At 37.4% G+C, this 23,186-nt stretch carries 17 protein-coding genes; 9 read left to right on the forward strand and 8 right to left on the reverse strand.

The window, feature by feature from the left end; translation table 11 throughout:
* Positions 1–246: 246 nt before the first annotated feature.
* Positions 247–1,650: an alkaline phosphatase gene (locus AC1DDK_RS22620; RefSeq protein ID WP_477634074.1), complete on the forward strand. Its 1,404-nt coding sequence runs from the start codon at positions 247–249 to the stop codon at positions 1,648–1,650.
* A 97-nt stretch (positions 1,651–1,747) separates the two neighbouring features.
* Positions 1,748–2,863: a hypothetical protein gene (locus tag AC1DDK_RS22625; protein WP_288884370.1), complete on the forward strand. Its 1,116-nt coding sequence runs from the start codon at positions 1,748–1,750 to the stop codon at positions 2,861–2,863.
* Between the two features lie 73 nt (positions 2,864–2,936).
* On the opposite strand, the gene AC1DDK_RS22630 is transcribed toward AC1DDK_RS22625, so the two are convergent.
* Both AC1DDK_RS22630 and AC1DDK_RS22635 read right to left on the reverse strand, forming a co-directional pair.
* A complete protein-coding gene (locus AC1DDK_RS22630) occupies positions 2,937–3,356 on the reverse strand; it encodes an SH3 domain-containing protein (protein WP_172659176.1) in 420 nt (139 codons plus the stop codon).
* 18 nt (positions 3,357–3,374) lie between these two features.
* Positions 3,375–3,875 carry a BON domain-containing protein gene (locus AC1DDK_RS22635; protein WP_216854300.1) on the reverse strand — a complete coding sequence of 167 codons (501 nt, stop codon included), beginning with the start codon at positions 3,873–3,875 and terminating at the stop codon, positions 3,375–3,377.
* 192 nt (positions 3,876–4,067) lie between these two features.
* On the opposite strand from AC1DDK_RS22635, the gene AC1DDK_RS22640 reads away from it, so the two are divergent.
* The 4 genes from AC1DDK_RS22640 (at position 4,068) to AC1DDK_RS22655 (ending at position 12,582) form a co-directional block, all read left to right on the forward strand.
* Positions 4,068–5,246 (forward strand): oxygenase MpaB family protein, encoded by a 1,179-nt coding sequence (locus AC1DDK_RS22640; protein WP_477634075.1) that lies wholly within the window; start codon positions 4,068–4,070, stop codon positions 5,244–5,246.
* A gap of 240 nt (positions 5,247–5,486) precedes the next feature.
* Complete coding sequence (locus AC1DDK_RS22645; protein WP_477634076.1) at positions 5,487–8,612, forward strand: SusC/RagA family TonB-linked outer membrane protein; 3,126 nt, start codon at positions 5,487–5,489, stop codon at positions 8,610–8,612.
* Positions 8,613–8,627: 15 nt separating this feature from the next.
* Complete coding sequence (locus AC1DDK_RS22650; protein ID WP_477634077.1) at positions 8,628–10,181, forward strand: RagB/SusD family nutrient uptake outer membrane protein; 1,554 nt, start codon at positions 8,628–8,630, stop codon at positions 10,179–10,181.
* A 79-nt stretch (positions 10,182–10,260) separates the two neighbouring features.
* Entirely contained in the window at positions 10,261–12,582 is a 2,322-nt protein-coding gene (locus AC1DDK_RS22655; protein WP_477634078.1) for an alpha-L-rhamnosidase-related protein, read from the forward strand.
* Positions 12,583–12,621: 39 nt separating this feature from the next.
* Here the strand turns inward: AC1DDK_RS22655 and AC1DDK_RS22660 are convergent, their stop codons facing one another.
* Complete coding sequence (locus AC1DDK_RS22660) at positions 12,622–13,452, reverse strand: phytanoyl-CoA dioxygenase family protein (protein WP_172659172.1); 831 nt, start codon at positions 13,450–13,452, stop codon at positions 12,622–12,624.
* A 183-nt stretch (positions 13,453–13,635) separates the two neighbouring features.
* On the opposite strand from AC1DDK_RS22660, the gene AC1DDK_RS22665 reads away from it, so the two are divergent.
* Positions 13,636–14,106 carry a YciI family protein gene (locus tag AC1DDK_RS22665; RefSeq protein WP_172659171.1) on the forward strand — a complete coding sequence of 157 codons (471 nt, stop codon included), beginning with the start codon at positions 13,636–13,638 and terminating at the stop codon, positions 14,104–14,106.
* 1 nt (position 14,107) lies between these two features.
* Here AC1DDK_RS22665 and AC1DDK_RS22670 read toward each other — a convergent pair whose 3' ends face one another.
* The gene (locus AC1DDK_RS22670) at positions 14,108–15,478 is read right to left on the reverse strand and encodes an exonuclease domain-containing protein (RefSeq protein WP_337718149.1); all 1,371 of its coding nucleotides are present in this window, start codon (positions 15,476–15,478) and stop codon (positions 14,108–14,110) included.
* A gap of 199 nt (positions 15,479–15,677) precedes the next feature.
* On the opposite strand from AC1DDK_RS22670, the gene AC1DDK_RS22675 reads away from it, so the two are divergent.
* The gene (locus tag AC1DDK_RS22675) at positions 15,678–16,043 is read left to right on the forward strand and encodes a response regulator (RefSeq protein ID WP_172659169.1); all 366 of its coding nucleotides are present in this window, start codon (positions 15,678–15,680) and stop codon (positions 16,041–16,043) included.
* A 65-nt stretch (positions 16,044–16,108) separates the two neighbouring features.
* Here AC1DDK_RS22675 and AC1DDK_RS22680 read toward each other — a convergent pair whose 3' ends face one another.
* On the reverse strand, positions 16,109–16,510 hold the full coding sequence (locus AC1DDK_RS22680; RefSeq protein WP_172659168.1) for an OsmC family protein: 402 nt from the start codon (positions 16,508–16,510) through the stop codon (positions 16,109–16,111).
* A 154-nt stretch (positions 16,511–16,664) separates the two neighbouring features.
* Here AC1DDK_RS22680 and AC1DDK_RS22685 point away from each other — a divergent pair, with 154 nt between their 5' ends.
* A complete protein-coding gene (locus tag AC1DDK_RS22685; RefSeq protein ID WP_048906181.1) occupies positions 16,665–16,901 on the forward strand; it encodes a hypothetical protein in 237 nt (78 codons plus the stop codon).
* A gap of 18 nt (positions 16,902–16,919) precedes the next feature.
* Here the strand turns inward: AC1DDK_RS22685 and AC1DDK_RS22690 are convergent, their stop codons facing one another.
* The 3 genes from AC1DDK_RS22690 to yidC form a co-directional block, all read right to left on the reverse strand.
* Entirely contained in the window at positions 16,920–18,191 is a 1,272-nt protein-coding gene (locus tag AC1DDK_RS22690) for a nucleoside recognition domain-containing protein (protein ID WP_172659167.1), read from the reverse strand.
* 52 nt (positions 18,192–18,243) lie between these two features.
* Positions 18,244–21,036, reverse strand: a complete 2,793-nt coding sequence (locus AC1DDK_RS22695) for an alpha/beta hydrolase family protein (protein WP_172659166.1) — start codon at positions 21,034–21,036, stop codon at positions 18,244–18,246.
* Positions 21,037–21,361: 325 nt separating this feature from the next.
* Positions 21,362–23,170, reverse strand: a complete 1,809-nt coding sequence (yidC, locus tag AC1DDK_RS22700) for a membrane protein insertase YidC (protein ID WP_477634079.1) — start codon at positions 23,168–23,170, stop codon at positions 21,362–21,364.
* Positions 23,171–23,186 lie beyond the last annotated feature (16 nt).

The following is a 23,186-nucleotide window of genomic DNA, read 5'->3' on the forward strand; positions in this document are numbered from 1 at the left end:
AGAGAAGTTAAGCCCACCAGAGAAGTTAAGCCCACCAGAGCCGATGGTACTGCGGTAACACGTGGGAGAGTAGGTCGGTGCCAAATCTTAAGCAAAACCCTGTAGCTAAACGCTGCAGGGTTTTTGTGTTTATATACATTTCTGAAAGAAAAACCTTCTTAATAGCTTAACAATTTCATAATTCTATCTGACCGGATTTCTAATGGTACATATAGATCTTTGCTGATTGAAAATATTTTTAAGTATATGAATAGAAGATCACTATTAAAAGGCGGAATACTTGCTGGTATAAGTATGCCTTTTGTTGGTTTGCATGATGTTATTGCCAAACCGATCGGAGGAGTAAAAAAGGCGAAAAATATCATTATGATGGTAAGTGATGGCATGAGTACAGGAACATTAAATATGGCCGATCTATATGCTAACCGTACGTTTGGCATAGGAAGTAAATGGCTTGACTTATATAGAAATAACAAAGCTGTAAGARCTTTAATGGATACGGCTTCAGCAAGTTCAATGGTTACCGATTCAGCAGCTGCCAGTTCATCCTGGGGTGGTGGAATGAGGGTAAGGAATGGCTCATTAAATGTTGGGATGAGAGGAGAGAAACCTCAGCCAATACTTCAAAAATTTAAAGAGAGTGGAAAGAAAGTTGGCTGTGTAACTACAGTTCCAATTACCCACGCCACACCGGCTGGCTTCTGTGTAAATATAGATAACCGAGATGGACAAGCTTTAATTGCAGAAATGTATCTAGAACTAAAATTTGATGTGATGATGGGTGGTGGAAGCAAATACTTTGATTCAGAAAGAAAAGATGGCAGCATTATACCTAAATACCTTACCCAAGGTTTTAAAGTTGCAGAAAACCGTGCTGAAATGCTTGCTCTTGATAAATTAAAGCCGGTTTTGGGATTGTTTGCTGAAGATGGTTTACCTTATGAAGTAGATCGAAAAAATGACCCTGAATTGATAAAGACTGTGCCTTCAATAGCTGAGATGACGATGAAAGCCATAGAACTAATGAAGGACCATAAGAATGGTTTTGCATTACAGGTTGAAGCTGGAAAGGTAGACTGGGCTGCACATTCAAATGATGTGGCAGGTTTAATATTTGATCAATTGGCTTTTGATGAAGCAGTTGGGAAAGTAATAGAGTTTGCTGAAAAGGATGGAGAAACTTTGGTAATCATAACAACAGATCATGGTAATTCTAATCCTGGGCTTTTTTATGCTGATGAAGCCGACAAGAAATTTGACAGTCTGCAACATTTTAAACATAGTAATACTTGGCTGCTTACTCAATTAAACCAATCATTTGGTGAACAAAAGATTACAGAGATAATTAGGGAGAGTCAGGGATTGGAGATGAAACTGGAAGACGTAAAATCTTTAGTAGCTCATTTTAAAGATATCGTTCCGGGCCAGTTATATAATGAGTCGAATCTTCCATTTTATGAGTATGGAAAGATTATGGGCAAGTATACCGATGTGCAATGGGCAGGAATGAACCATACAGGAGATTACGTGGAGCTAACAATGTTTGGCCCCGGTTCAGAACAGTTAACCCCTTTCATTAAAAACTATGAGCTTCATAATTTTATGTTAAATGCTGCAGAAATGCCAGCACATTTTTTGGTTAAAGCTTAAAAGGTTAATTAGAAATAAAAAAAGCCATCTGATAATTATMAGATGGCTTTTTTTATTTACTGAAGAATTGCCGTAAATTGAATTAAATATTATTCCTATGAAAAAGCTATTTAAATTATGTCTGCTCTCGATGTTCCTTTTTGCTTGTGTATCAACCCAAAAACTATACGAGAAGGGAGAATATGATAAGGCCTTTTATGCTGCAATTAGTGATCTTAAAAAGAATCCATCCAATTCTGATGCTTTAAAAATTCTTCCCGATGCATACAAAGAAGCTTCGACCAGATATGAACAGGATATTTTGGCAGCGAAAGGAGGAAAGGGTAGAAAATCAGAACAGTTTGCAAACATCTATAACGGTTATTTCTCTCTGCAAAAAATGTACGATGGTTTTAAGAATGCAGGCGTAAAGATAAGCACTTTCAGTCCCAGAAATTATGAGAGCGAATTAAATCAGGCAGCGTTGAGTGCTGCTGAAGCACATTATAATAGAGGAATTGCGCTGTTGGATAGGCAAGATAGGGTAAGCACCCGTAACGCTTATAATAACTTAAAGCTAGCTGATGAATATGTTCCCGGTTTTAAAGATGTGATAGAAAAGAAACAAGAGGCTCATGAAGCAGCTATTACAAATGTGTTGGTTACTAAATTTGATCAGCGCTTTGGATATTATTCAATAGATGGGAGCTTCTTTGAAAGAGATATTCTATGGAACTTAAACTCAATTGGTAACTCTAATTATTATGAATTTTATACCGGAAATGACGGGCAAAATAGAAGAATTGATCAGAATTTAGAACTATCGATGTATGACATCTGGTTCAGCAACCTGGCTACCAATAATTATTCATATAGAGTGTCTAAAAAGATTCCTGCTAAGAGTGATAAAATGTCGGGAAGTGCCAGCACTATTACCGTTACAGCAACTATAAGTGCTGTGAGAAGAATCATAAATTCACGAGCCATAATGGACTACAGGATCACAGATGCTGTATCCCGAAAGTTGATCGCATCAGACAGAATTCCTGCACAATATACCTGGGAAAGCCTTACTGGTAAATATACTGGCGATTCAAGGGCTTTAAGTGCAAAAGATTGGGATATAGTTAGGGGTAATTTTAACAACAGACCTGACTATAATGAATTGTACAGAGAACTTACACGTCAGATCATGACTCAGTTTAATTTTAGGATGCGGGATATTTATCGTTAATGTTCAAATTAAATGGGGGTGTCTAAAAAGAGATGACGACTTTATCTTTTTAGACACCMCTTCTTTGGTGTGATTAAAGCGGTGTCAGGTATTGCGTATAGGAATATCCTGCAGCCCCATTATCAGTTTTAATCTCCCACCATTGGTCATTTGCTTTGCTAACCAGTGTAACCACCTCATGCCTGGCAGCCTTGCCTACAATATCAGCATCGGTACTAGGACCGCTACGAATATTTAAGTTAGAGCTGTTGGTTGTTACTTTTAGTTTTGAACCTTCTGTAACGCCAGCTATGCTATTGATATTCATCACTAAATCGCCAGAAGAGTAATTGGGATCGAGACGTTCATAAGTATCCCACAGTTGTTGCTTTATTGAACCACTGGCATCGCCATCAATATATAGCACACCTTCCTGCTCACGTACATTTAGGTTGTTAACCCCCTGTGCAGTAGCAGTATCTATCAATTCTTTATATTTTTCTTGTAAAGCCATTTTATATATCTCCTTTAACTATTTAATAACCAGTTGTGAATTGTCTACTTTTTTAGGTTTCAACGCATTTAAAGCCATCATCAATTTCTGGAGATTTGCTTTTTGGATTTCACCCTTTAATGTGACTACGCCATCATTTACCGTTGCAGTTACTGTGGGGAAATCTTTAGTAGCATCCTTAACGGCATTGGTAAGCACATCAGTAGCGGCTACAGGTACGCTCGGAGTTTCGGGGACCACAGTCAGATTGTTTACAACAGATTTAACTCCGGCAACTCCTGCAACAGTTTTATCGACGTCTGCTTTAGTTGCATCATCAGGAACTTGGCCCGATATTGTTGCTACGCCTTTTTCAACAGTTACAGCGGCTTCGGCAATGTGTGGGTTTGAGAGCAGTGCAGTTTCCACTGCGGCTTTTACAGCATCATCTTTTGGGCCACTTTTGCAGCTTGTAAACGTGGTTCCCATGATAACCAGGGCAACCAAGAGCGCGGTTGTTTTCATTGTCAGATTTTTCATACGGTTTTATATTTTGGTTTTAAGTTTGGTTGATGTGTCTATTCGTCTTATATAAAGAAAGATAGCGCACCATACCTGGAAGGAAAACAATGATCAAAAGAAATTGTTTTATCAACTGAAATTAAATCAAGTGATGAGAAATATTGTATGCAGTTTTGCAGTATCTTGGTTAAATCAAACAATCATATTTATATGGATTTATGCTTAAAAAGGTTTTGGGAGAAGGGTAGCGGAAGGCAGTTAACTGAATGGTCGGGAGCCAAACTCAATCTTAATATCCCAAATAAGTTTGTGAAGCTGGCCACTAAATATGATGTTTTGGGCGATGAAGCAGCAAAAGAAATATTTGATGGAAGAAGTTTTGGCGAAGCCTATTTATACGTAAGGCAATTATCTAAAAATAAGGTTCTTGAAGATGATAACTTAACTGATCACTTGAAAAAAATGTTTTTAACTATGCAGGAGAAACCTGCCTGGGTAAACGATGACTTGATAAAAATGGGCTGCAATTTATGTATGCGCAGTGGAACTAACGCACTCATTTCTTTGAGAGATTATAGCCTTATGAGTGGTTATGATTATGCTTACTTAAACAAGGCCCTTATTTATACAGGTGCGCTAAAAAAGGGGCCTGCTAAAAGAATAACCGATACATTGGATTTTTGGGTACATGTTACACGTGATAAAGCTTTAGAAATTAATGGACTTGGCTATCAGTATATTGTCAGAACCAGGATGATACATTCTTTTTCAAGATTAATGATTAAAGAAAAACACACAGATTGGGATAAAGAAAAATGGGGTGAACCAATTAATTTAGGCGATATGATTGCCACTAATATAGGATTTAGCCTTTTCTATCTTCATGGGCTTCATAAATTGGGTATGCAGATTTCGGAAAATGAAGAGCTTGGTGTTTTTCATCTTTGGAAATATGTTGGCCATTTATTAGGGATCCCGGAAAACCATCTGCCAAATAATAAAAAGGAAGCTACAGAAATGTTCTATTTATGGACGGATACACAAGTTTCTGCCGATGAAGATTCCGTAATGCTGGCCAATGCTTTGGAAAATGAATCTATTGCGTCCAATATTTTTAAGAAAGCTTATCAAAAGAATTTCATTAAGTATCTTCATACTTGTTATGTTCGCTTTCTAATTGATGAAGAAACATGCAATAGACTTCAGATTTCTAAAATTAAAATGTATTCTCTTTTCCCGATATTTAGAAAGTTGCGCAACAAGCTTTTGCAAAAAATCACTAKCATAAGCAGTAAAAACTATCAACGAGCCGTATACGTGGGTAATATCCTTCAAACAAAAATTTCTGAAGAGTATTTAAAAGCCGATAGTAACATCCATTTCAAGTAAAATTTAGCTTTTCAGTTCTTGTGATTTTCCAAAAAGTTTAAAAGATTAATCATATATATGATTTAAAACTAGGGAAAGCTAATTCATTATGTCAAAAAGTACAAATATAAGTGCCATTTGGTAAAACGGAAATAATTGGCCAATGCTTAGGTTTGTTTTAGTCAATAGAGTGAGTAAGACCTTACAACTCTTTACCTCAATTCTATTATAACCTAAATATAAACCAAATCTAAACAAGTTATGAAAAGGAAAAGATTGCTTTTTTTTATCAGAAGGGGCGGATCATGCCTGGTTATGTCTTTGATATTTTATTTACCAGCACAATCAAAGACATTCACAAAAGAAAATTTATATGGATATCATGTCCAGCAGCAAGGAGTTATTTCAGGTAAGGTGGTAGACCTTCAGGATGGAAAACCATTAACTGGAGTTACAGTTGCTGTGAAAGGTACAAATCAGAAAACAACAACTAATAACGAAGGAAATTATCAGTTAACAGCTGCACCCTCCGCTGTGTTGGTTTTCTCATCTGTGGGATATCAAACCAAGGAAATTCCGGCAAATGACAGATCTGTTATTAATGTTMAGATGGAATCTGCCAGTGAAAAATTAAATGAAGTGGTAGTTGTAAGTTATGGAACACAAAATAAAAGAGAAGTTACAGGGGCTGTAAGCCAGCTAAACACGAGTGAGGTTAAAGACATGCCTGTAGCTAATATCGGTCAGAAATTACAAGGGAAATTTGCAGGCGTGCAAATCGCAAACAACTCTGGAGCTCCGGGTGCAAATATGTCATTTAGAATCAGAGGAGCTGCTTCGATCAACGCAGGAAACAACCCACTAATTGTAATTGACGGATTTCCATCTACCAGCGGACTCGAAACGATCAGTCCGGATGAAATAGCAAGTATTACAGTATTAAAGGACGCTTCTGCCTCTTCTTTATATGGTTCAAGAGCTTCAAATGGGGTAATTCTTGTCACAACAAAACAAGCCAAAGGTGGACAAAAAAGTATCGAACTCAGCTCTTACGCAGGATTGGTAAGGGTATCTGACAGAGGGAAACCTGATTTGATGAATGCACCTGAGTTCGCTCAATTTAAGAAAGAATATTATGAAGATGCTGCCCGATATGAAGGCTATACCGGTGGTGTTCCGAGCGTGTATCAGAATCCACAACAATACGGGGCAAATTCAGGTACCAATTGGTATGACGTTTTATTGAGGGATGCAATTACCCAAGATTATAACTTATCGTTAGCGTCAGGTGGAACAGATTTGAAATCGACCATTAATCTTAACTACAATAAGCAGGAAGGGGTGATCTTAAATACTTTTGCAAATCGAATAAGTGGCAGAACTAATAACATTTATAGTGCGACAGATAAACTAACTATTGGATTTAATCTGTCAGGTACTTACCGACGCAATCAGGTAACTCCCGGGCTTGATAATGGACGGGCCATTATTCAGCAGGCATTTTTAATGGATCCAACGTTAAACTATAAAAATCCGGATGGTAGTTATCCGATTAGTTTTTCGCAGCCTGGAATGTTCGCTAATCCTAATTTTTACCTGGTTTTAACTCAAAGAGTTAATCCTTCGGAGCAAACAACGGTTTTAGCTAATGCATTTGCATCGTATAAGATTATTCCCGGATTAGAATATAAAATTAGTTTGAATGGGAACACCGAGAGTGCGATTAACAGATCGTTTACGCCATCAACAGCTCAGGGTGGTTTGGGAGGTGCTCCCCCTCAACCTCCTACGGGAAGTTACGGTACTAATAGATTCTTAAATTTACTGGCCGAGAATACCCTTACTTATCAGAAAACCTTTAATGAAAAACATAATCTGGATGCCTTTGTGGGTTATACCTTTCAAAAATTCAGATCGGAAAACAGCAATATTCAAGCTTCAGAATTTCCGGATGATAATGTTCAATGGATAAATGCAGCAACTACCAGAATAGGAACTGCAGGTACAACAGAATCCTCATTATTATCGTACATAGGCCGCTTAAACTATAATTACGACAATAAATATTTGATTTCACTGGCGTTTAGAAGAGACGGTTCGTCAAGATTTGGAACGGATAATAAGTATGGTAATTTTCCATCGGTTTCAATAGGATGGGTAGCTTCTGATGAGAAGTTTATGAAAGAACAGGATAAAATAAGCCTGTTAAAATTTAGGGCAAGTTATGGTAAAGTGGGAAATAACAATATTGGAGATTATACCTACMTGGCTTCTGTAAATTCTGATAATTATGTGTTTGGAAACCAGGTAACACCAGGTAAATCTCTTGACGGGATCGGCAATTCCTTTCTTACTTGGGAAACTACATCTAGTTTCGACGCTGGTGTTGACCTTGGACTCTTTAATGACAGGTTGAGATTAACCTATGATTACTATTGGAAAAAAACGGATGGACTGCTTTATAATGTAGATATCCCTGTTCAATCTGGGTTTAACAGTATTACATCAAATATAGGCCGTTTTGATTTCTGGGGGCATGAGCTGAGTTTGGAATCGAGAAACCTCKATGGTGAATTAAAATGGACTACAGGTTTTAACATTTCCTTTGATAGAAATAAGGTAATCAAATTAGGCACAAACAATGCACCTATTGGAGGATATAGTCTTTATTGGGATGATAACAGAACAGCTGTAGGTAATCCAATAGGAATGTTTTACGGATATATCAATACTGGTGTATATATGACCCAGGAAGAATTTGATACCCAGCCCCATGGTGCAACTTCTATGGTGGGTACAGCAAGATTTAAAGACATTAGTGGGCCAGACGGCGTTCCTGATGGTATTATAGATGAAAATGACAGAACTTACATCGGTAACCCAAACCCTGATTTTACTTATGGATTAACGAATAGGTTTAGTTATAAAAACCTAGATCTAAGTATTGTTATTGCAGGTTCTGTAGGAAATGAGATAGCAGATGATGCTTTTCAATCAACCGAAAATCTGGATGGTGTCTTTAATGTAAGAAAAGGAGTAGCTAAAAGATGGCGCTCAATTGAAGAGCCGGGAGATGGAATTTATCCAAGAACAAGAAMCGGCACCACTGCCGACTTCCGCAATTTTACGTCMAGACAGGTCTTTAGTGCTACTTATTTGGCTGTAAAGAATATAACGCTGGGCTATAAGCTGCCTTTTAAACCCAATGAGTATATCAAAAACGCCAGGGTATATTTCAGTACTCAAAACCCTTTAATTTTTACTAAATATCCGGGGATGAATCCTGAAGCAGGTATGTCCGGACTTAACGGTTTAAGTCAGGGACGTGATTTTACTTCTTATCCAATCTCTCAGATTTTTACACTGGGACTTAACGTAGGCTTTTAATCTAGAAAAATAATCATGAAAAATAAAATATTATACATCGTGGCAGTTTGCATTGGATTTCTTTCCTGTAAAAAAAGTGAGCTTGATCTTGTACCTAAGACCAGTGTTAGTGCCCCAACTTTTTTTAAAAGTGAAACTGAATTTCAGCAGGCTGTAGTTTCTGCTTATAGCAACCTTAGAGGAGTTGCTTTTACAGGTATTTATATGGATGAAATGCGTTCAGACAATACCTTCTTTAATTATTATTCATCAGACAGAGGATCTGAAACCAGTATAGAAGCAATGGCGGTCTTCCTTGACAATAGTTTGTCAAGTGCAGAACCAAATAATGCAGGTAACAGGTACGGAAATGATTACTCTGGAATTGCTAAGGCAAATACAGTACTGACCAGACTGAAAGCGAACACGATTGGACTTTCGCAGTCATCTATGGACGATCTTTCAGGGCAGGCCTTATTTCTTCGTGCATATTACTATTTTGATCTTGTAACGCATTATGGGGGCGTGCCATTGCAATTGGAGGAGATTGTCTCAGAAACTGGTGCATTCCTGCCTAGAAACACAGTTGATGAAGTATATGCTCAGATCATTGCTGATCTGAATGATGCCATAGCAAAACTTCCGGTAGCGACAGCTTTTCCTCAAACCGGAAGGGTTAGTAAAGGTGCTGCCAAAATGCTCTTGGCTTATGCTTATATGTCTAAGCCAACACGCGATTATGCGAAAGCAGAAACTGAGCTGTTAGATATCACCAAGATGAATTATACACTTCTACCAAATTATACCGATGTGTTTTCGCCAACAAATAAAAACAACAGCGAATCAATTTTTGAAGTACAATATAAGGCAGGTAACGATGGTCAGCAAAGTGATTTTATATGGAGGTTTATTCCAAAAACTACCAATACAGAAGCCATTCTTGGATTACATGGAACCAACCAAAGAGGAGGTATTACTAGTGGGGGATGGAATGCGCCTACTCAAGAAATGGTGAGTTCATATGAAAGTGGCGACAAAAGACTGCCAGCTTCAATTGGTGTAGCTATTGGCACTCAAACCGGAGATTCTTTTACAATAAGCTCCGTTGTTAGTCCTGTTAATTTCACACCGCCTGCCGGAAAAACATTTTATTACTTTATAAATAAATATGTGTTTCCACCATATACCGTTGAGTGGAATACAGATCAGAACTGGCCGGTTTACCGTTATTCAGGTGCTTTGTTGCTGCTTGCAGAATGTCTTGTTAAGCAGGGTAAAAATGCCGAAGCTCTGCCTTATTTAAATCAGGTAAGAAAAAGAGCAGGATTACCAAATCTGGCTTCTGCTACTGACGATAATGTAGCCAGCGAAATGCGACATGAACTTGCTTTTGAAAACCATCGCTGGACTGATCTTGTTCGCAATGGAAAGGCAGTAGAAACTTTAAATGCAAAAGGGAAGCAGCTTAAAAGCCTTTATGGTTGGCTGTTACCAGCCTCATTTAATGTAACTAATAATAGATTGATCTATGCAATACCATCTAGAGAGGTGCAGATAAATAGTAACCTGGTTCAAAATCCAGGATATTAGGCTAACGCATCAGGATAGATACGCCGTCATCTCGACGATAGGAGAGATGACGGCATTTTTTAACAAATAATTAAGAAATATGAATTATCTGATAAGATCTTTTTGCTTTATTATTGTCTTATTCATAAGTATTTCCTGTTTCTCTCAGACAGAGCGCTGGCAAGCAGAATGGATTKGAATTCCTCATGCAGAAAAAGACACTAACTTATGGACGTCTTTCCGAAAGCAGGTTTCTATCGATAAAATTCCAAATAAGGTGCTTACCAAAATTAGCACCGATTCTAAGTATTGGCTGTGGGTGAATGGGAAAATGATCGTATTTGAAGGTCAATTAAAAAGAGGGCCTAATCCACGTGACACCTATTATGATGAAATTAATCTGGCACCCTATCTTACCAAGGGAAAAAATACGATCTCTATATTAACCTGGTATTGGGGAAGAGATGGTTACGACCATAAAAATAGTGGTAAATCGGCTCTTTTGTACGATATGACGATAGGAAACAACGTAATAATATCAAATTCAACTTGGAAAGTGATGCGGCATCCTGCTTTTGGCAATACCAGCGCACCTTTACCAAATTATCGCTTGCCCGAGTTTAATATTTACTTTGATGCTCAGAAAGATATGCCGCTTTGGAACCAGCCAGATTTTGACGATCATTCCTGGGTAAATGCTACTTCCTATGGGAAGCCACCAGTTTCTCCATGGAATAATCTGGTGAAAAGACCCATCCCTTTTTGGAAAGATTCGGGACTTTTACATTATACTAATAACGCTAATCTGCCAAAGGTGAGTGATGGCAATCCGATTGTTGCCAAATTGCCTAAAAATATATCCATTACCCCATATTTAAAGATCGATGCTCCGGCTGGTTTAAAAATAGACATTCGAACAGATAACTATAAAGGCGGTAGTGAGTATAACGTTCGTACAGAATATATTACAAAAGCAGGGATACAGGAGTTTGAAACATTTGGATATTTGAATGGACATGAGGTTCATTACTCTGTTCCTAAGGATGTGAAAATTATTGACTTGAAATACCGGGAAACCAGATATGATACCGAACAGATAGGTAAATTTAAATCTGATGATCCTTTCTATAATCGTCTTTGGGAAAAATCATATAATACACTAAATGTTAATTTGAGAGATGCAATTCAAGATCCGGATAGGGAAAGGGCACAATGGTGGGGAGACGCGGTAATACTAATGGGTGAAATTTTGTATGCCTGCGACAGAAATGGAGAATTAATTATTAATAAAGCAATTCGTAACCTTGTTGACTGGCGAAAACCTGATGGGGTATTATATTCGCCTGTTCCTGCGGGTAGTTGGAATGGCGAACTTCCAACTCAAATGCTTGCTAGTGTGGGGAAATATGGTTTTTGGAATTATTATCGTTATACTGGAKACACTGCTTTGATTCGGCATGTTTATCCTACAGTCAAAAATTATTTGCAATTGTGGCGTTTAGGGGACGATGGTTTAGTAATACATCGTCCGGKAGGATGGGACTGGATGGATTGGGGAGAAGATATTGATACCCCATTACTGGAAAACGCATGGTATTATATGGCCGTTGAAACTGCAGTAAAAATGGCAGAGCTAACAGGAAATCAATCTGATATAAAAGCCTATCAGGAGTTACTGAAATCTATAAAGATAAATTTCAATAGAAAATTTTGGAGCGGCAGTGCTTATAAAAGCCCAACAAATAAAGGTGTTATTGATGATAGGGGGAATGGATTAGCTGTATTAACAGGTTTAGCAGATAGTGGGAAATACGAAGCCATTAAAAATGTATTAAAGACTGAATTCCATGCCAGTCCTTATATGGAAAAGTATATAATGGAGTCTTTCTTTATTATGCATGATGCTAAAGGTGGGCTGGGAAGAATGAAAAAGAGATATGCTAATATGGTTGAAAGCCACCTCACTACATTGTGGGAAGGCTGGGGGATAGGATCCGAAGGCTATGGCGGGGGATCGTATAATCATGGTTGGTCTGGTGGCCCATTAACACTTTTAATTCAGTATGTTGCCGGAATTGCTCCGGAAGAGACTGCCTATAAAACGATTAGTATATTGCCTCAACCCGGAAACTTACATGAGATCTACTGCGTTACGCCTACCGTAAAAGGAAATATTACCGTGGATCTGAAAAGGAGAGATAACAAACTCACCTTTTTTGTTGATATACAACCCAATACCCTGGCTAAAATAGGTTTGCCCAAAATGGAATCTGGTTTGTCCAATATATCATTAAATGGGAAACTGTTTGTGAAAAATAAGAAAAGTCTTAAAAAACATCCCGAGGTTATATTTAAAGGAGAAGATGTAAATTATTTTCTGTTTGATGTTAAACCCGGTAAGTGGTCATTCGTATTGTATTAGAAACTCGAGGATAATGCATTATCCCCGAGTTTATTTCTGTTAGGGTAATGAAGGATTTTTAGTATAGATCAAAGGATTTTGTTCGTCATCATTTAACAGGTCCCCTACTTTCAGCTTAGCTACCTGCTCATCAGATAGGATATTCTGGATTCCATTAAACGCAGCACCATCAGGCATAAAAGCACAGGTCATAGCTCGTCGAAAGCCCTTTGTCATGTTAGCACCAGCACCATGTATCGTTAAGCCATTGTGAAAAGAACAGCTACCAGCTTTCATAGGAACCGCCTTTGAATCAGAAATAGAGAGTTCAGGATAGAACTTAAATACTTCATCCATGTTCTTGCCTATACCTGGGTTTTCAAAAGAGGTTGAATGATATGAACCTGGAAGGAAATACAGGCATCCATTTTCTAGAGTGGCATCATCAAGTGCAATCCAGATGGATAAAGCGCGGCGGTCAGAAAAGGACCAAAAAGGCGTGTCTAAGTGCCACGAAGTAGGGTTGGCCCATGGACGCTTTATCAATGCCTGATCATGCCATACCCGTATTCCATCACAGCCAGATAAGTCAGCAACCATTTTACCTAGATTTTCATCGAGTATTAACTGTTTTACTTTTTCATTGGTTTGCCATAAGTTGAGCATTTGATCGAATACCTTTCCAAAATAGTCGGCATTTTTATTAATCCCATCCTCTTCACCAGTTTTAGTATCTTTCCCCGGTAGTTTTCTGCCATCGCGTTGAATCAGTGCCTCAGTTACCGCTTCGCGCCAGATTTCTAATTCATCCTTATCTAAAAAATCTTCAATAAGCAAAAAACCATTCTTTCTGTAATCTTCAATTTGTTGTTGTGTGATTTGTGTCTTCATCTGTTTTTACAAAAGGTTATTGATACGAATTTACCTTGTTGGTTTGGAAAATATACTGCCTTTAATTTGTTATTATTTGCACTTTCTGATATTGTAAAGTCGCTTCATACTTTCTTTAATTCAATTTAAAATCGTTAAATTCAGTATGTACTTTTACCTCAATTGTACTTATCTATATCCAGGATGAAAAGAAAACTCACAATAATAGCCCTGCTAATCTGTACGTTACTTGTTGCCAATAAAGCAGGAGCTCAGGAAGTAAATAAAAACTACGATGAAAAATTAGCTAAAGAACTTAAAGCTGATGATTATGGGATGAAGAAATACATTCTGGTAATTTTAAAAACGGGTTCTGCCAAAGATTTACCCAAACCTTCATTAGATAGTATTTTTAAAGGACACATGGCGAATATAACCAAACTGGTTAACGAGGGGAAGCTGGTTGTTGCCGGGCCGCTTGGTAAAAATGACAACGACTATCGCGGTATTTTCATTTTCGACGTAGAAAGCACCGATGAAGCACAAAAGTTAGTAGAAACTGATCCCGTTATTATGAGCAAAGTAATGACCGCAGATTATTATCAGTGGTATGGTTCTGCAGCATTAAAAGAAACCGTAAAAATCCACAGCAGGATAGAAAAGAAAAGTCACTAGTTTAAATTGCTATTTTCTTTTGAGGGAACTGCTCCGTGTGTGATAATATCATATGAAGGATGTAGTCATTGGAAGGGTAGGGCTGTAGGACTGATTTTAGCTCTTCAGGCGCATTAATATCTGCATGATGTGAAATGTACCCCATGCCATAGAATTTTCCTTCCTCTACAAGCAAACAGCTTTGTTCGTCTTCAGTTCTTCCTTTATCAATAACGGCAAAAGATGGCAACATCTTTTTTAAATCTTCAATAGCATATTTAACCCTTACGTTGTAGGCAGCAGCAGATTCTTTACCTACACAGGCACCGGTACAATTACCTTCTTCATAAGCTGTACAAGCTTGTCGGTTTTTCTGAATAAAGCAAAGCTTTTCGCACAGCAAATGTTCTTTTATTAATGCCTTTAAAAGATTATGCCCCTCTAGTATGGTATTAAAACTATACAGGGCCGGTGTATTTTTTTTAAATTTATCTATGCCCAATCTTATATAGCCTTTTTGATCTTCGAAAGCATACAAACTATATTTCTGTTCAAAACGCTTTAAAGCTCGGTTGTTTGTTGGCCATAGTTTCTTGATCTCTGTGGCTTCCAAAATAAAAGCCATTAGTTCTGTACCACATACTTCAAAATCTACACTGTAAATATCCTTGAGGAAATCCTGACGCTGTTTACTTGTGCTATTGCCTGTAAAATGAGAACAAACCCTCTTTTTCAGGCTTTTAGCTTTACCAATGTAGATCACTTTACCCTTTTGATCTTTAAAGTAATATACACCGGGGCTTAAAGGCAGTTTTTCTATTTCCGATTTCGGTAAATTAGGAGGCAGGGCCTGCTCTTTTGAAGCTTTTCTTAACGATTGATTGATAATCCCTTCAGCATCTGCCTGTAAAAGCATACCTAATAGAATTGCCGTAGCAGCTGCATCTCCACCTGCACGGTGCCTGTTGTTTATCTCTATACCTAAAGCATTACAAAGCTTACCCAGACTGTAAGAACGATGACCTGGAAGTATTTTACGGCTAAGCCTTACGGTACAAAGTTTATTGCATTGAAGCTGATAACCTGCCAATGATAATTGATGTTTAACAAATGAAAAATCGAAATTTACATTGTGCGCAACAAAAGTTTTATCGTGCAGCAATTCATATACTTTTGGAGCTATATCACTGAACAACGGAGCATCTATAACCATTTCATTGTTTATGCCCGTTAATGCCTGTATGTATTCAGGAATTTCCTGAGCAGGGTTAATCAGTGTTTCAAACATATCTATTACAGAAACACCATCATGAATAAGAATTGAAATCTCTGTGATTCCATTTCCTGAAGCAAAGCCACCTGTTGTTTCTATATCTACTACCGCGTAAAGCATGTTTTTTTAAAGCCTTTATGAAATGTAAATATGCTAATAATTTTAGTAATAAATCAAATTATTGGGATTTAGTAAATTTTTTGATCTAGTAAATTAGTTTTAACAAAAATTGTCCCAGATCACTTTTCTAGTATTTAATTAATAATAATGAAAAATGTGGCATATAAATCGCTTATAATTAGCTAAAAGAGTTAGTGAAATGTCCAGAAAAATATTAGCAGTTGACGACGATAGTGATATAGTTGATATTATTAAGATTGTATTGGAGGGTGAGGGTTTCGAGGTATCTACTTTAACCAGCGGGAGAAATGTATTGAATGTCATATCATCGTTAAGGCCTGATCTGGTATTGTTAGATGTGATGCTTGGTGGAATTGACGGCCGGGACATTTGCAAAGCAATAAAAGCACACAATTTATTTAAAAATATTCCTGTTGTAATGATCTCTGCAAGTCACAATCTGCAAAGTTTATTAAAATTACCAGGCTCACCTAATGACTTTCTTTCAAAGCCATTTGATATCGATAGTCTTGTTAAAAAAGTCAAAGCCCAATTTGCGGCTTAGTTACTTGCCAACTGTACTAATTAATGTATAAATAGTACTAAATTGTATATAGTAAAACGCTTTTGTTACCTGGTCTCAATTCTTATGGGATTGGTTAGTATTTTATGAATGGGGCACTTGTCTGCTATCTGCATTAAGCGTTTACGTTCCTCTTCTGTTAATGTCCCAATCAGTTCAATTTTTCGGGTAATAGTTGTTTCCTTGCTCATTTCCTTTTCCTCGCAAATAGCCAACTCTATTTTAATTGCATCAAGGTTGTATTGTTTCCGATCAGCATACATTCTAACGGTAATAGCTGTGCAGCTTCCTAAACTAGCAAGCAACAATGCTCCAGGTGTCATGCCTTCATCTGTTCCGCCTATGCTTTCAGGTTCATCAGAATAAATAAAATGCCCTCCTGCATAAACCTTAGTTTTATAATGAGACCTGTCTAGCTCTGTAATTGCGGTAATTTGATTATCTGCCATGTTTTAATGTTATGCAGATAAAGCTACAATTAAATTTAAGCATTCTCATTCATAAAATAATCATCTAGATTTAACAATAATATAGCAAGCATTTAAAATAGGCTAAACATATTATAACTTAATTTGTTATAGAAATAACTAACCAGGTATCAGTATGTTAAGTAGCTATTTAAATTTCAGATTTGATGTTCAGGGCAAGCCCATAAACGGATTCTGTATGCGCATACAGGATGATTTTCACGAAACCTATGCAGTAATAGTAGATGGCTACCATTCTTTTTGTGTGTGGTTAGATTCTACTTCCACCTGGAGGTCTTCTAAGCATACCAGTTTAGAACCCACTGCACTTGAACAGATTATTAGCAGAATAATATCAACAGAATCTAAATAATTCTGTAATCTATATTTCTTATCCAAAAAATAAATAAGCAAGACCTATTGCTGTACATACCCCAACAAGATCGGCCAGCAGCATTGCGCCAATAGCATAACGGGTATTCTTAATACTTACAGAACCAAAGTAAACTGCAACTACATAAAAAGTAGTGTCAGAGGCACCCTGGAAAATGCCAGAAAGCCTGCTTGCAAATGAATCCGGACCATAGGTTTCCATAGTACTTACCATCATTCCTCTTGCAGCACCGCCACTCAGTGGTCTTATTAAAGCCGTAGGTAAGCCTTCTACGAATCTGGTGTCGGCCCCTAAAAATGAGAAGAAATCTTTTATACCCCCAATTATTACATCAAAGGTGCCACTGGTGCGAAGCATGCTTATTGCCACCAGCATCCCAACCAGATAAGGGATAATTTTAACGGCGGTTTCAAATCCATTTTTTGCACCTTCAACAAATGCATCAAAAACATCAATCTTTTTATATAGTGCCCCAAGTATAATCAACAGAAAAACCAATAGTATAAGTCCGTTGCTTAAAATTCCTGAGAATGATTTTATTCCATCGGCATTAAGCGAAGTAATGTATAAAACCAATAATGCAATGATGAAAGAAAGACTAAGGATCCAGACAATGACTACAGGTTGAAGCAGGTTAATCTTTTGTTTAAAAGAAACAATAAGCATTGCTGCCATGGTGCCAACAAAAGTAACGATCAGACAAGGAATAAAAATATCAGTTGGATTAGAAGCATTTTGAGAAGCCCTGATTGCAATAACACTAACCGGAATTAAGTTTAAACCAGCTGCATGAAGGCAAAGAAACATGATTTGGGCATTTGATGCAGTATCTTTACTTGGGTTTAGCTCTTGCAAACTTTCCATAGCTTTTAAGCCAAAAGGAGTAGCTGCGTTATCTAAACCTAATAGATTAGCAGAAAAGTTCATAATCATGTGCCCCATAGAAGGGTGGCCTTTTGGAATATCCGGAAATAATTTAGAAAAGAAGGGCCCAACTATACGGGACAATAAACGAATGCCGCCAGCTTTTTCAGCAATGCTCATCAAACCAATAAATAGCGCCAAAATACCTACTAGTTTAAGACATAACTCCACAGAAACCCAGCAGGTTTCAATAATGCCATCTAGTTTTAAAGGATTTGCAGGGTCACTGGCTTTGCCAATGACCATCCAATTAAATATATCAGATTGTCCAAAAAAGAAACACTTTATAGTGGCTACAACAATTGCAACAATGATAAAGGCCGACCAGATTCTACTTAATGCCATTAGGGATAGTTAGTTTTACGATGTTAATGTAGGGATTTTAAACAATATATCCCTATGGCTTTTCATCAGTAAGCTCAAAACCCCATGTTTTACCTTTTTCTGTTGCCGGTATACCCTGTGTCATCCATAAGGGTGCTTTAGCTCCTTTTAAATAATAGTCAAAGAACTGCTGTTCACGGATTTGGATGTCTTTTCTGTTCTGGCGCTTTATCAGGTTATGCGCCTCATTATTGTAGTTTAACATCCATACCGGTTTGCCCAACCTTCTTAAACCTGTAAACATTTCAATTCCCTGGTACCAAGGTACTGCGCCGTCGGCATCGTTGGCCATAATTACTACCGGTGTATTTACTTTAGGTAAGGCAAATAATGGAGAGTTTTCGATGTATAATTCTGGTTTTTCCCATAAAGTTGCACCAATCCTGCTCTGTGTTTTTTCATACTGAAACTGTCTGTTCATCCCACTTTCCCAACGCATACCACCATAAGCAGAAGTCATGTTTACTACCGGAGCACCCGCCCATGCAGCAGCATACATATTTGTTCTTGTAATTAAATGAGCTACCTGATAGCCGCCCCAGCTTTGTCCCTGGATACCGATTTTAGTGCCATCAACCCATGAGTTTTTCTTTAAAAATTCTACCCCGGAATTAATGAATTCTTCTGCAGATTTGCCAGGATAGCCACTTTCATAGCTTATATCTGGTGCAAAAACCAAATACCCATTGCTCACAAAATAAGAGATGTTTAATCTTGAAGGAGTAGGAGCTGGTGGCTGATACGTATATAATCCATTTGATAACTTCTCGTAGAAATATACAATCATAGGGTATTTCTTAGCCGGATCGAAATCTTCAGGCTTGTAAAGAATACCGTCGGCTTTAAAACCTTTAGGTGTACTCCAGTTAACCAGTTCCGCAGTTCCCCAATTGTAATTTTGTTGCTGAGGGTTGGTATTACTTAATTTAACCTCGGTTTTCATATCTGTTGATACGAAAACATTAGGAGAATTGGTATAATTTGCCTTGTCATAAATATAGCGATCGGCATCTCTTGCTTTGCCTAAATTTGAATACTTAAACTTAGCCATAACAACAAGCTCCGGGCTCTTATTGTCGCCGATATTCTTTCTGTAATATCCGTTTTCTTTAGTTGTATTGTTAAAGGCGTCAAGCAGTATCGTCTCTTTTTTACCCAAAAAGCGAACGGTGGTGTCTAGTTGTTGATAGCGGAAAGTAATGTTGTTCTGCCTGCCAAAACCATTGGTGATGTTTTGCGGAGCATTTTTTCCGTCTGGAGAGAATTCCCAGATGTCGTACCTGTCGTATAATAGAACAGCTTTATCATCCTCAGTCCATGCAGCAAGTCCGTAAGCATCTGGCTGATCCGGTACATCATTTTCTTCGTCTACAAGCTTAACATTTAATCCGTTATTTAGGTGTGTAATCTTACCTGTTGCAATAGTATAAGTGTACCAGTTAGCTGTTTTTTTGTCGAAGTAAAGTATAAATTTTCCAGATGGTGATGGCATTGCAGTTCCCACAAGCCCTTCAATGATCTTTTTTCTTGATCCTGTTTTTGTATCAACCAGATAATAGTCTTTAATAGAATTTGCAGACCACTGTGATTGGATTCTGTTGCCAAAATCTGATGATGCAAGTACATAGTTCGAGTTACCTTCATCAATTAGTTTAGCTTCAGGCAGTTTAACGTCTGTTAAAGGCACTACTTTTACATCACTATTAAATATTTCGATAGAAGTTAAATAAGTTCTTTTCGATTCCTTTTCAGCATTTTTTAGCTGCATTGGCTGCAGGTAGTCGTCTTTATAACTCCATACATCCAGCTGTGCATGCTCAAAATCGATAAGGGTAGTATCTTTTGGTTTTTTAATTGGAGCGATACCAAAAAACAGCTTTGTGGCTTCTTTGTTGAAGTTTAATTTTCCATCGCCACTAACTGCCCATTTAGCAGGGAAGCCGGGGATGTCATTGTCTACCAAAACCTGGGCAGTATCTAACGAAGGTGAGTTATAGTATACAAAGTAATCTTTAATTTCGGCTTTTTCCGGACTTCTTTCTCCTAGAAATGCAAGTGATTCACTTTCATCGTCAAACACAAAGTTTTTGAAACTTCCTTTTCCGTTAACCAATGTTTTAAGCGTGCCTTTTTCTGTGTTTAAAAGAAAAACGCCTGTTTGAGCTGTCTTATCTTTTTTGGAACCTGTGCAAGCAAAGGCAAGTTGTTTACCATCTTTACTGAAAACATATTCGTTTACAAATTTAAAAGTACGTTCTGTACCTGTTGTAAGGTTTCTGAAAATCAGATCAGAACCTTCTTTGTCATCCTTTTTAGCAGTGTCTCCCTGTGCTTTCTTTGATGTATCTATAGGTTTTTCTAGTTGATAAGCAAGTAAGGCTAAGCCATTCTCTGGTAGTTTAAAAGATTTCACACGCGCAACCTTTGCAATAGCGAGATTAGTTAAGTTGGCTATGCCCAAAGAGTCCTTTGGCATTTCTTCTATTTTTTTCTTTTTGATTTTTGCTTGTCGTATAGCCGAATAAAAAGGTTTAATGGCAAACACGGCGAATTTAGAATCAGCACTAAACTGAGCACTTTCCACCCGGTTTACTTTTGTTTTCGCATTGGTAAGCAGATTGGTTAAATACAAATTTGCATCTCCTTCCTGCGCAGCGATGCCATATGCCGCCCAATTTCCATTGTTGGATAACCTTCTGGAAGCAACAGATTCCCAGGCATCATACACTGTGTGGTCAAGCGGTTTCTTTTGCGCAAAGCTGATCGTTGTAAAAAATAGGAGAGAGAGAAGTAGATATTTCTGCATAATTAAAATGGTTGTTTTTATCCCGGTTTAGTTCTAGAAACCTAAAAATTAGAAAATTTTAAGACATATCCGTATTGTATATCAAATTTTACAATAAAAGGGGATACCAGGGCTTGTTTTTCCACTTATTGTTCACACCAGGCATACACCAAATCCACGCGAAAGTACCTTTTTGTGGACAAAGAGTGAAAGAAGGGTGAACCATGTGAAGCGTTGCTATAAGGACTAGATTGGTTAAAGCAAATTGATACAAAAAAGGGGTCTATCATATATCATGATAACCCCTTTTTTGTGGACGTTTATATAGCCTCTTAAAGAAATAGAATTATTTATTCTTTTTTTGTTGAATCTGTGCTTGTTGCTGCTGACKCATATAGTCTTCCAGCTTAGCACTGAATCTTGATTTCTTTTTCTCTACAACAGGTTTGGTTTTGTTATCCTGAAGTGTTTTATGGATTTTTTCATCATCTACCATAGACTTGATTAGGAACTGCTGAGCAAACGTTAACATGTTAGCTAAGAAGTAGTAGTAGTTCAAACCTGATGGGTAGCTATTTAACACACCTAGAAATACAATTGGCATAATGTAACCGATGTATTTCATTTGACCGGTTGCACCAGAGATCTGATTATTAAAGTAAGTGTAGATCAATGTTGAAATCGTCATCAGTATACACATTAAACTTAAGTGATTACCCAGAATAGGAATGTTTACACCAAACTTGATAAAATCATCATAGGTAGAAAGATCCTTCATCCATAAAAAGCTTTCGCCTCTTAATTCAAATAAATTGGGGAAGAAGAAGAAGAAAGCCATTACAAATGGTAATTGCAGTAACATTGGTAAACAGCCGCCCAATGGATTAACGCCTACTTGTTTGTAAAGCTTTAAATATTCCTGTTGTAACAATGTTGGATTATCATCGCCTACCTTTGCTTTAATTTCATCCATCTCAGGTTTCAAGATTCTCATCTTAGCCATTGAAAGATATGATTTATATGTTAGTGGCGACATGGCTAGTTTTAGCATAATTGTCAGTACCAGGATAATTAATCCATACCCCCATCCAAAACCTTCAAGGAAGTTAAATACAGGCAATACAATAAATCTGTTGATGTATTTTAATGGCCAGTATCCCATGTCTACTTGTTTTTCCAATTCATGTCCCTGAGCTTTTAAGGTAGAGAATTTGTTGGTTCCAAAGTAAAACTCCATGGAATAGTTTTGAGCAGCCAATTGGTTAAATGTAAGTTGCATATTAGCGCCATACCATTTAATCTGACCTGGCTCAGTAGTTACTTTAACTTCAAGTTCACCTTTATCAAAAGGAACTGTTGGTATTAATACCGCCGAGAAGAAGTGTTGTTTGAAAGAGAACCATTCGATTTTTCCTTCTTTTAGTTCTTCTTTTTCGTCTTTAGCAACACTTAGATGGTTGGGATTTTCGCCAGCATATTTGTAATATGGAGCTGAATGTTCCTGCTCTTTTTTACCTGATTTTTCTTGTTCAAGTAAAGTAGCTTCCCAGTTTAAAGTAATTGTATTGTTTTGAATAACCTGATTTAAGCCATTCAGGTTAATGTTAAAACCAACCTTACTGCTATTCGGTTTTACATCGTAAACAAATTCAATGTATTTATCCCCAGAATAATTGGCGCGCATAATTACGCTGTTTGCGCCATTTTTAGAAGCAGTAAAATATAAATCGTTAGTATTTACAATTTTGCCACCTATGTTTAGGTTTAAGCCAAACTTGTTTTGATTACCGTCAAACAAAATTACCGGTTTACCATCATAAGTAGTCTGTCCTTTAACTTGAGCGGAAAGAATCTTACCACCTTTGTTAGTGAAAGTTAATTTTAAGTTCTCGTTTTCTAAAACGCTAGTTTGCTCTGTGCCAGAGATATTGCCACCAAAAGGACCTTTTAATGCAGTCGAATCAACAGCTGGCAATGTAGCAACTGCTGCTGTAGCCGGAGTTGCGGTAGTATTTGCTGTTGCTTTCTTTATAGAATCAGCAGCAATTCTTTCATTTTCTTTTTTAATTTCAGCCTCACTTGGCTTGAAAAAGTAAAAAGAACCTGCCAGAACAATCATGATCAGGAATAATCCTGTAAACGTATTTCTATCCATTATTGTTAATTAAACG

The organism is Pedobacter sp. 05T44 (genome assembly GCF_056395985.1).

Bases quoted from the DNA above. Each gene is read 5' to 3' on its own strand.
- AC1DDK_RS22625 (WP_288884370.1), top strand. From the start codon at position 1,748: ATGAAAAAGCTATTTAAATTATGTCTGCTCTCGATGTTCCTTTTTGCT.
- AC1DDK_RS22630 (WP_172659176.1), bottom strand. From the start codon at position 3,356: ATGGCTTTACAAGAAAAATATAAAGAATTGATAGATACTGCTACTGCA.
- AC1DDK_RS22635 (WP_216854300.1), bottom strand. From the start codon at position 3,875: ATGAAAAATCTGACAATGAAAACAACCGCGCTCTTGGTTGCCCTGGTT.
- AC1DDK_RS22650 (WP_477634077.1), top strand. From the start codon at position 8,628: ATGAAAAATAAAATATTATACATCGTGGCAGTTTGCATTGGATTTCTT.
- AC1DDK_RS22660 (WP_172659172.1), bottom strand. From the start codon at position 13,452: ATGAAGACACAAATCACACAACAACAAATTGAAGATTACAGAAAGAAT.
- AC1DDK_RS22665 (WP_172659171.1), top strand. From the start codon at position 13,636: ATGAAAAGAAAACTCACAATAATAGCCCTGCTAATCTGTACGTTACTT.
- AC1DDK_RS22670 (WP_337718149.1), bottom strand. From the start codon at position 15,478: ATGCTTTACGCGGTAGTAGATATAGAAACAACAGGTGGCTTTGCTTCA.
- AC1DDK_RS22675 (WP_172659169.1), top strand. From the start codon at position 15,678: ATGTCCAGAAAAATATTAGCAGTTGACGACGATAGTGATATAGTTGAT.
- AC1DDK_RS22680 (WP_172659168.1), bottom strand. From the start codon at position 16,510: ATGGCAGATAATCAAATTACCGCAATTACAGAGCTAGACAGGTCTCAT.
- AC1DDK_RS22685 (WP_048906181.1), top strand. From the start codon at position 16,665: ATGTTAAGTAGCTATTTAAATTTCAGATTTGATGTTCAGGGCAAGCCC.
- AC1DDK_RS22690 (WP_172659167.1), bottom strand. From the start codon at position 18,191: ATGGCATTAAGTAGAATCTGGTCGGCCTTTATCATTGTTGCAATTGTT.
- AC1DDK_RS22695 (WP_172659166.1), bottom strand. From the start codon at position 21,036: ATGCAGAAATATCTACTTCTCTCTCTCCTATTTTTTACAACGATCAGC.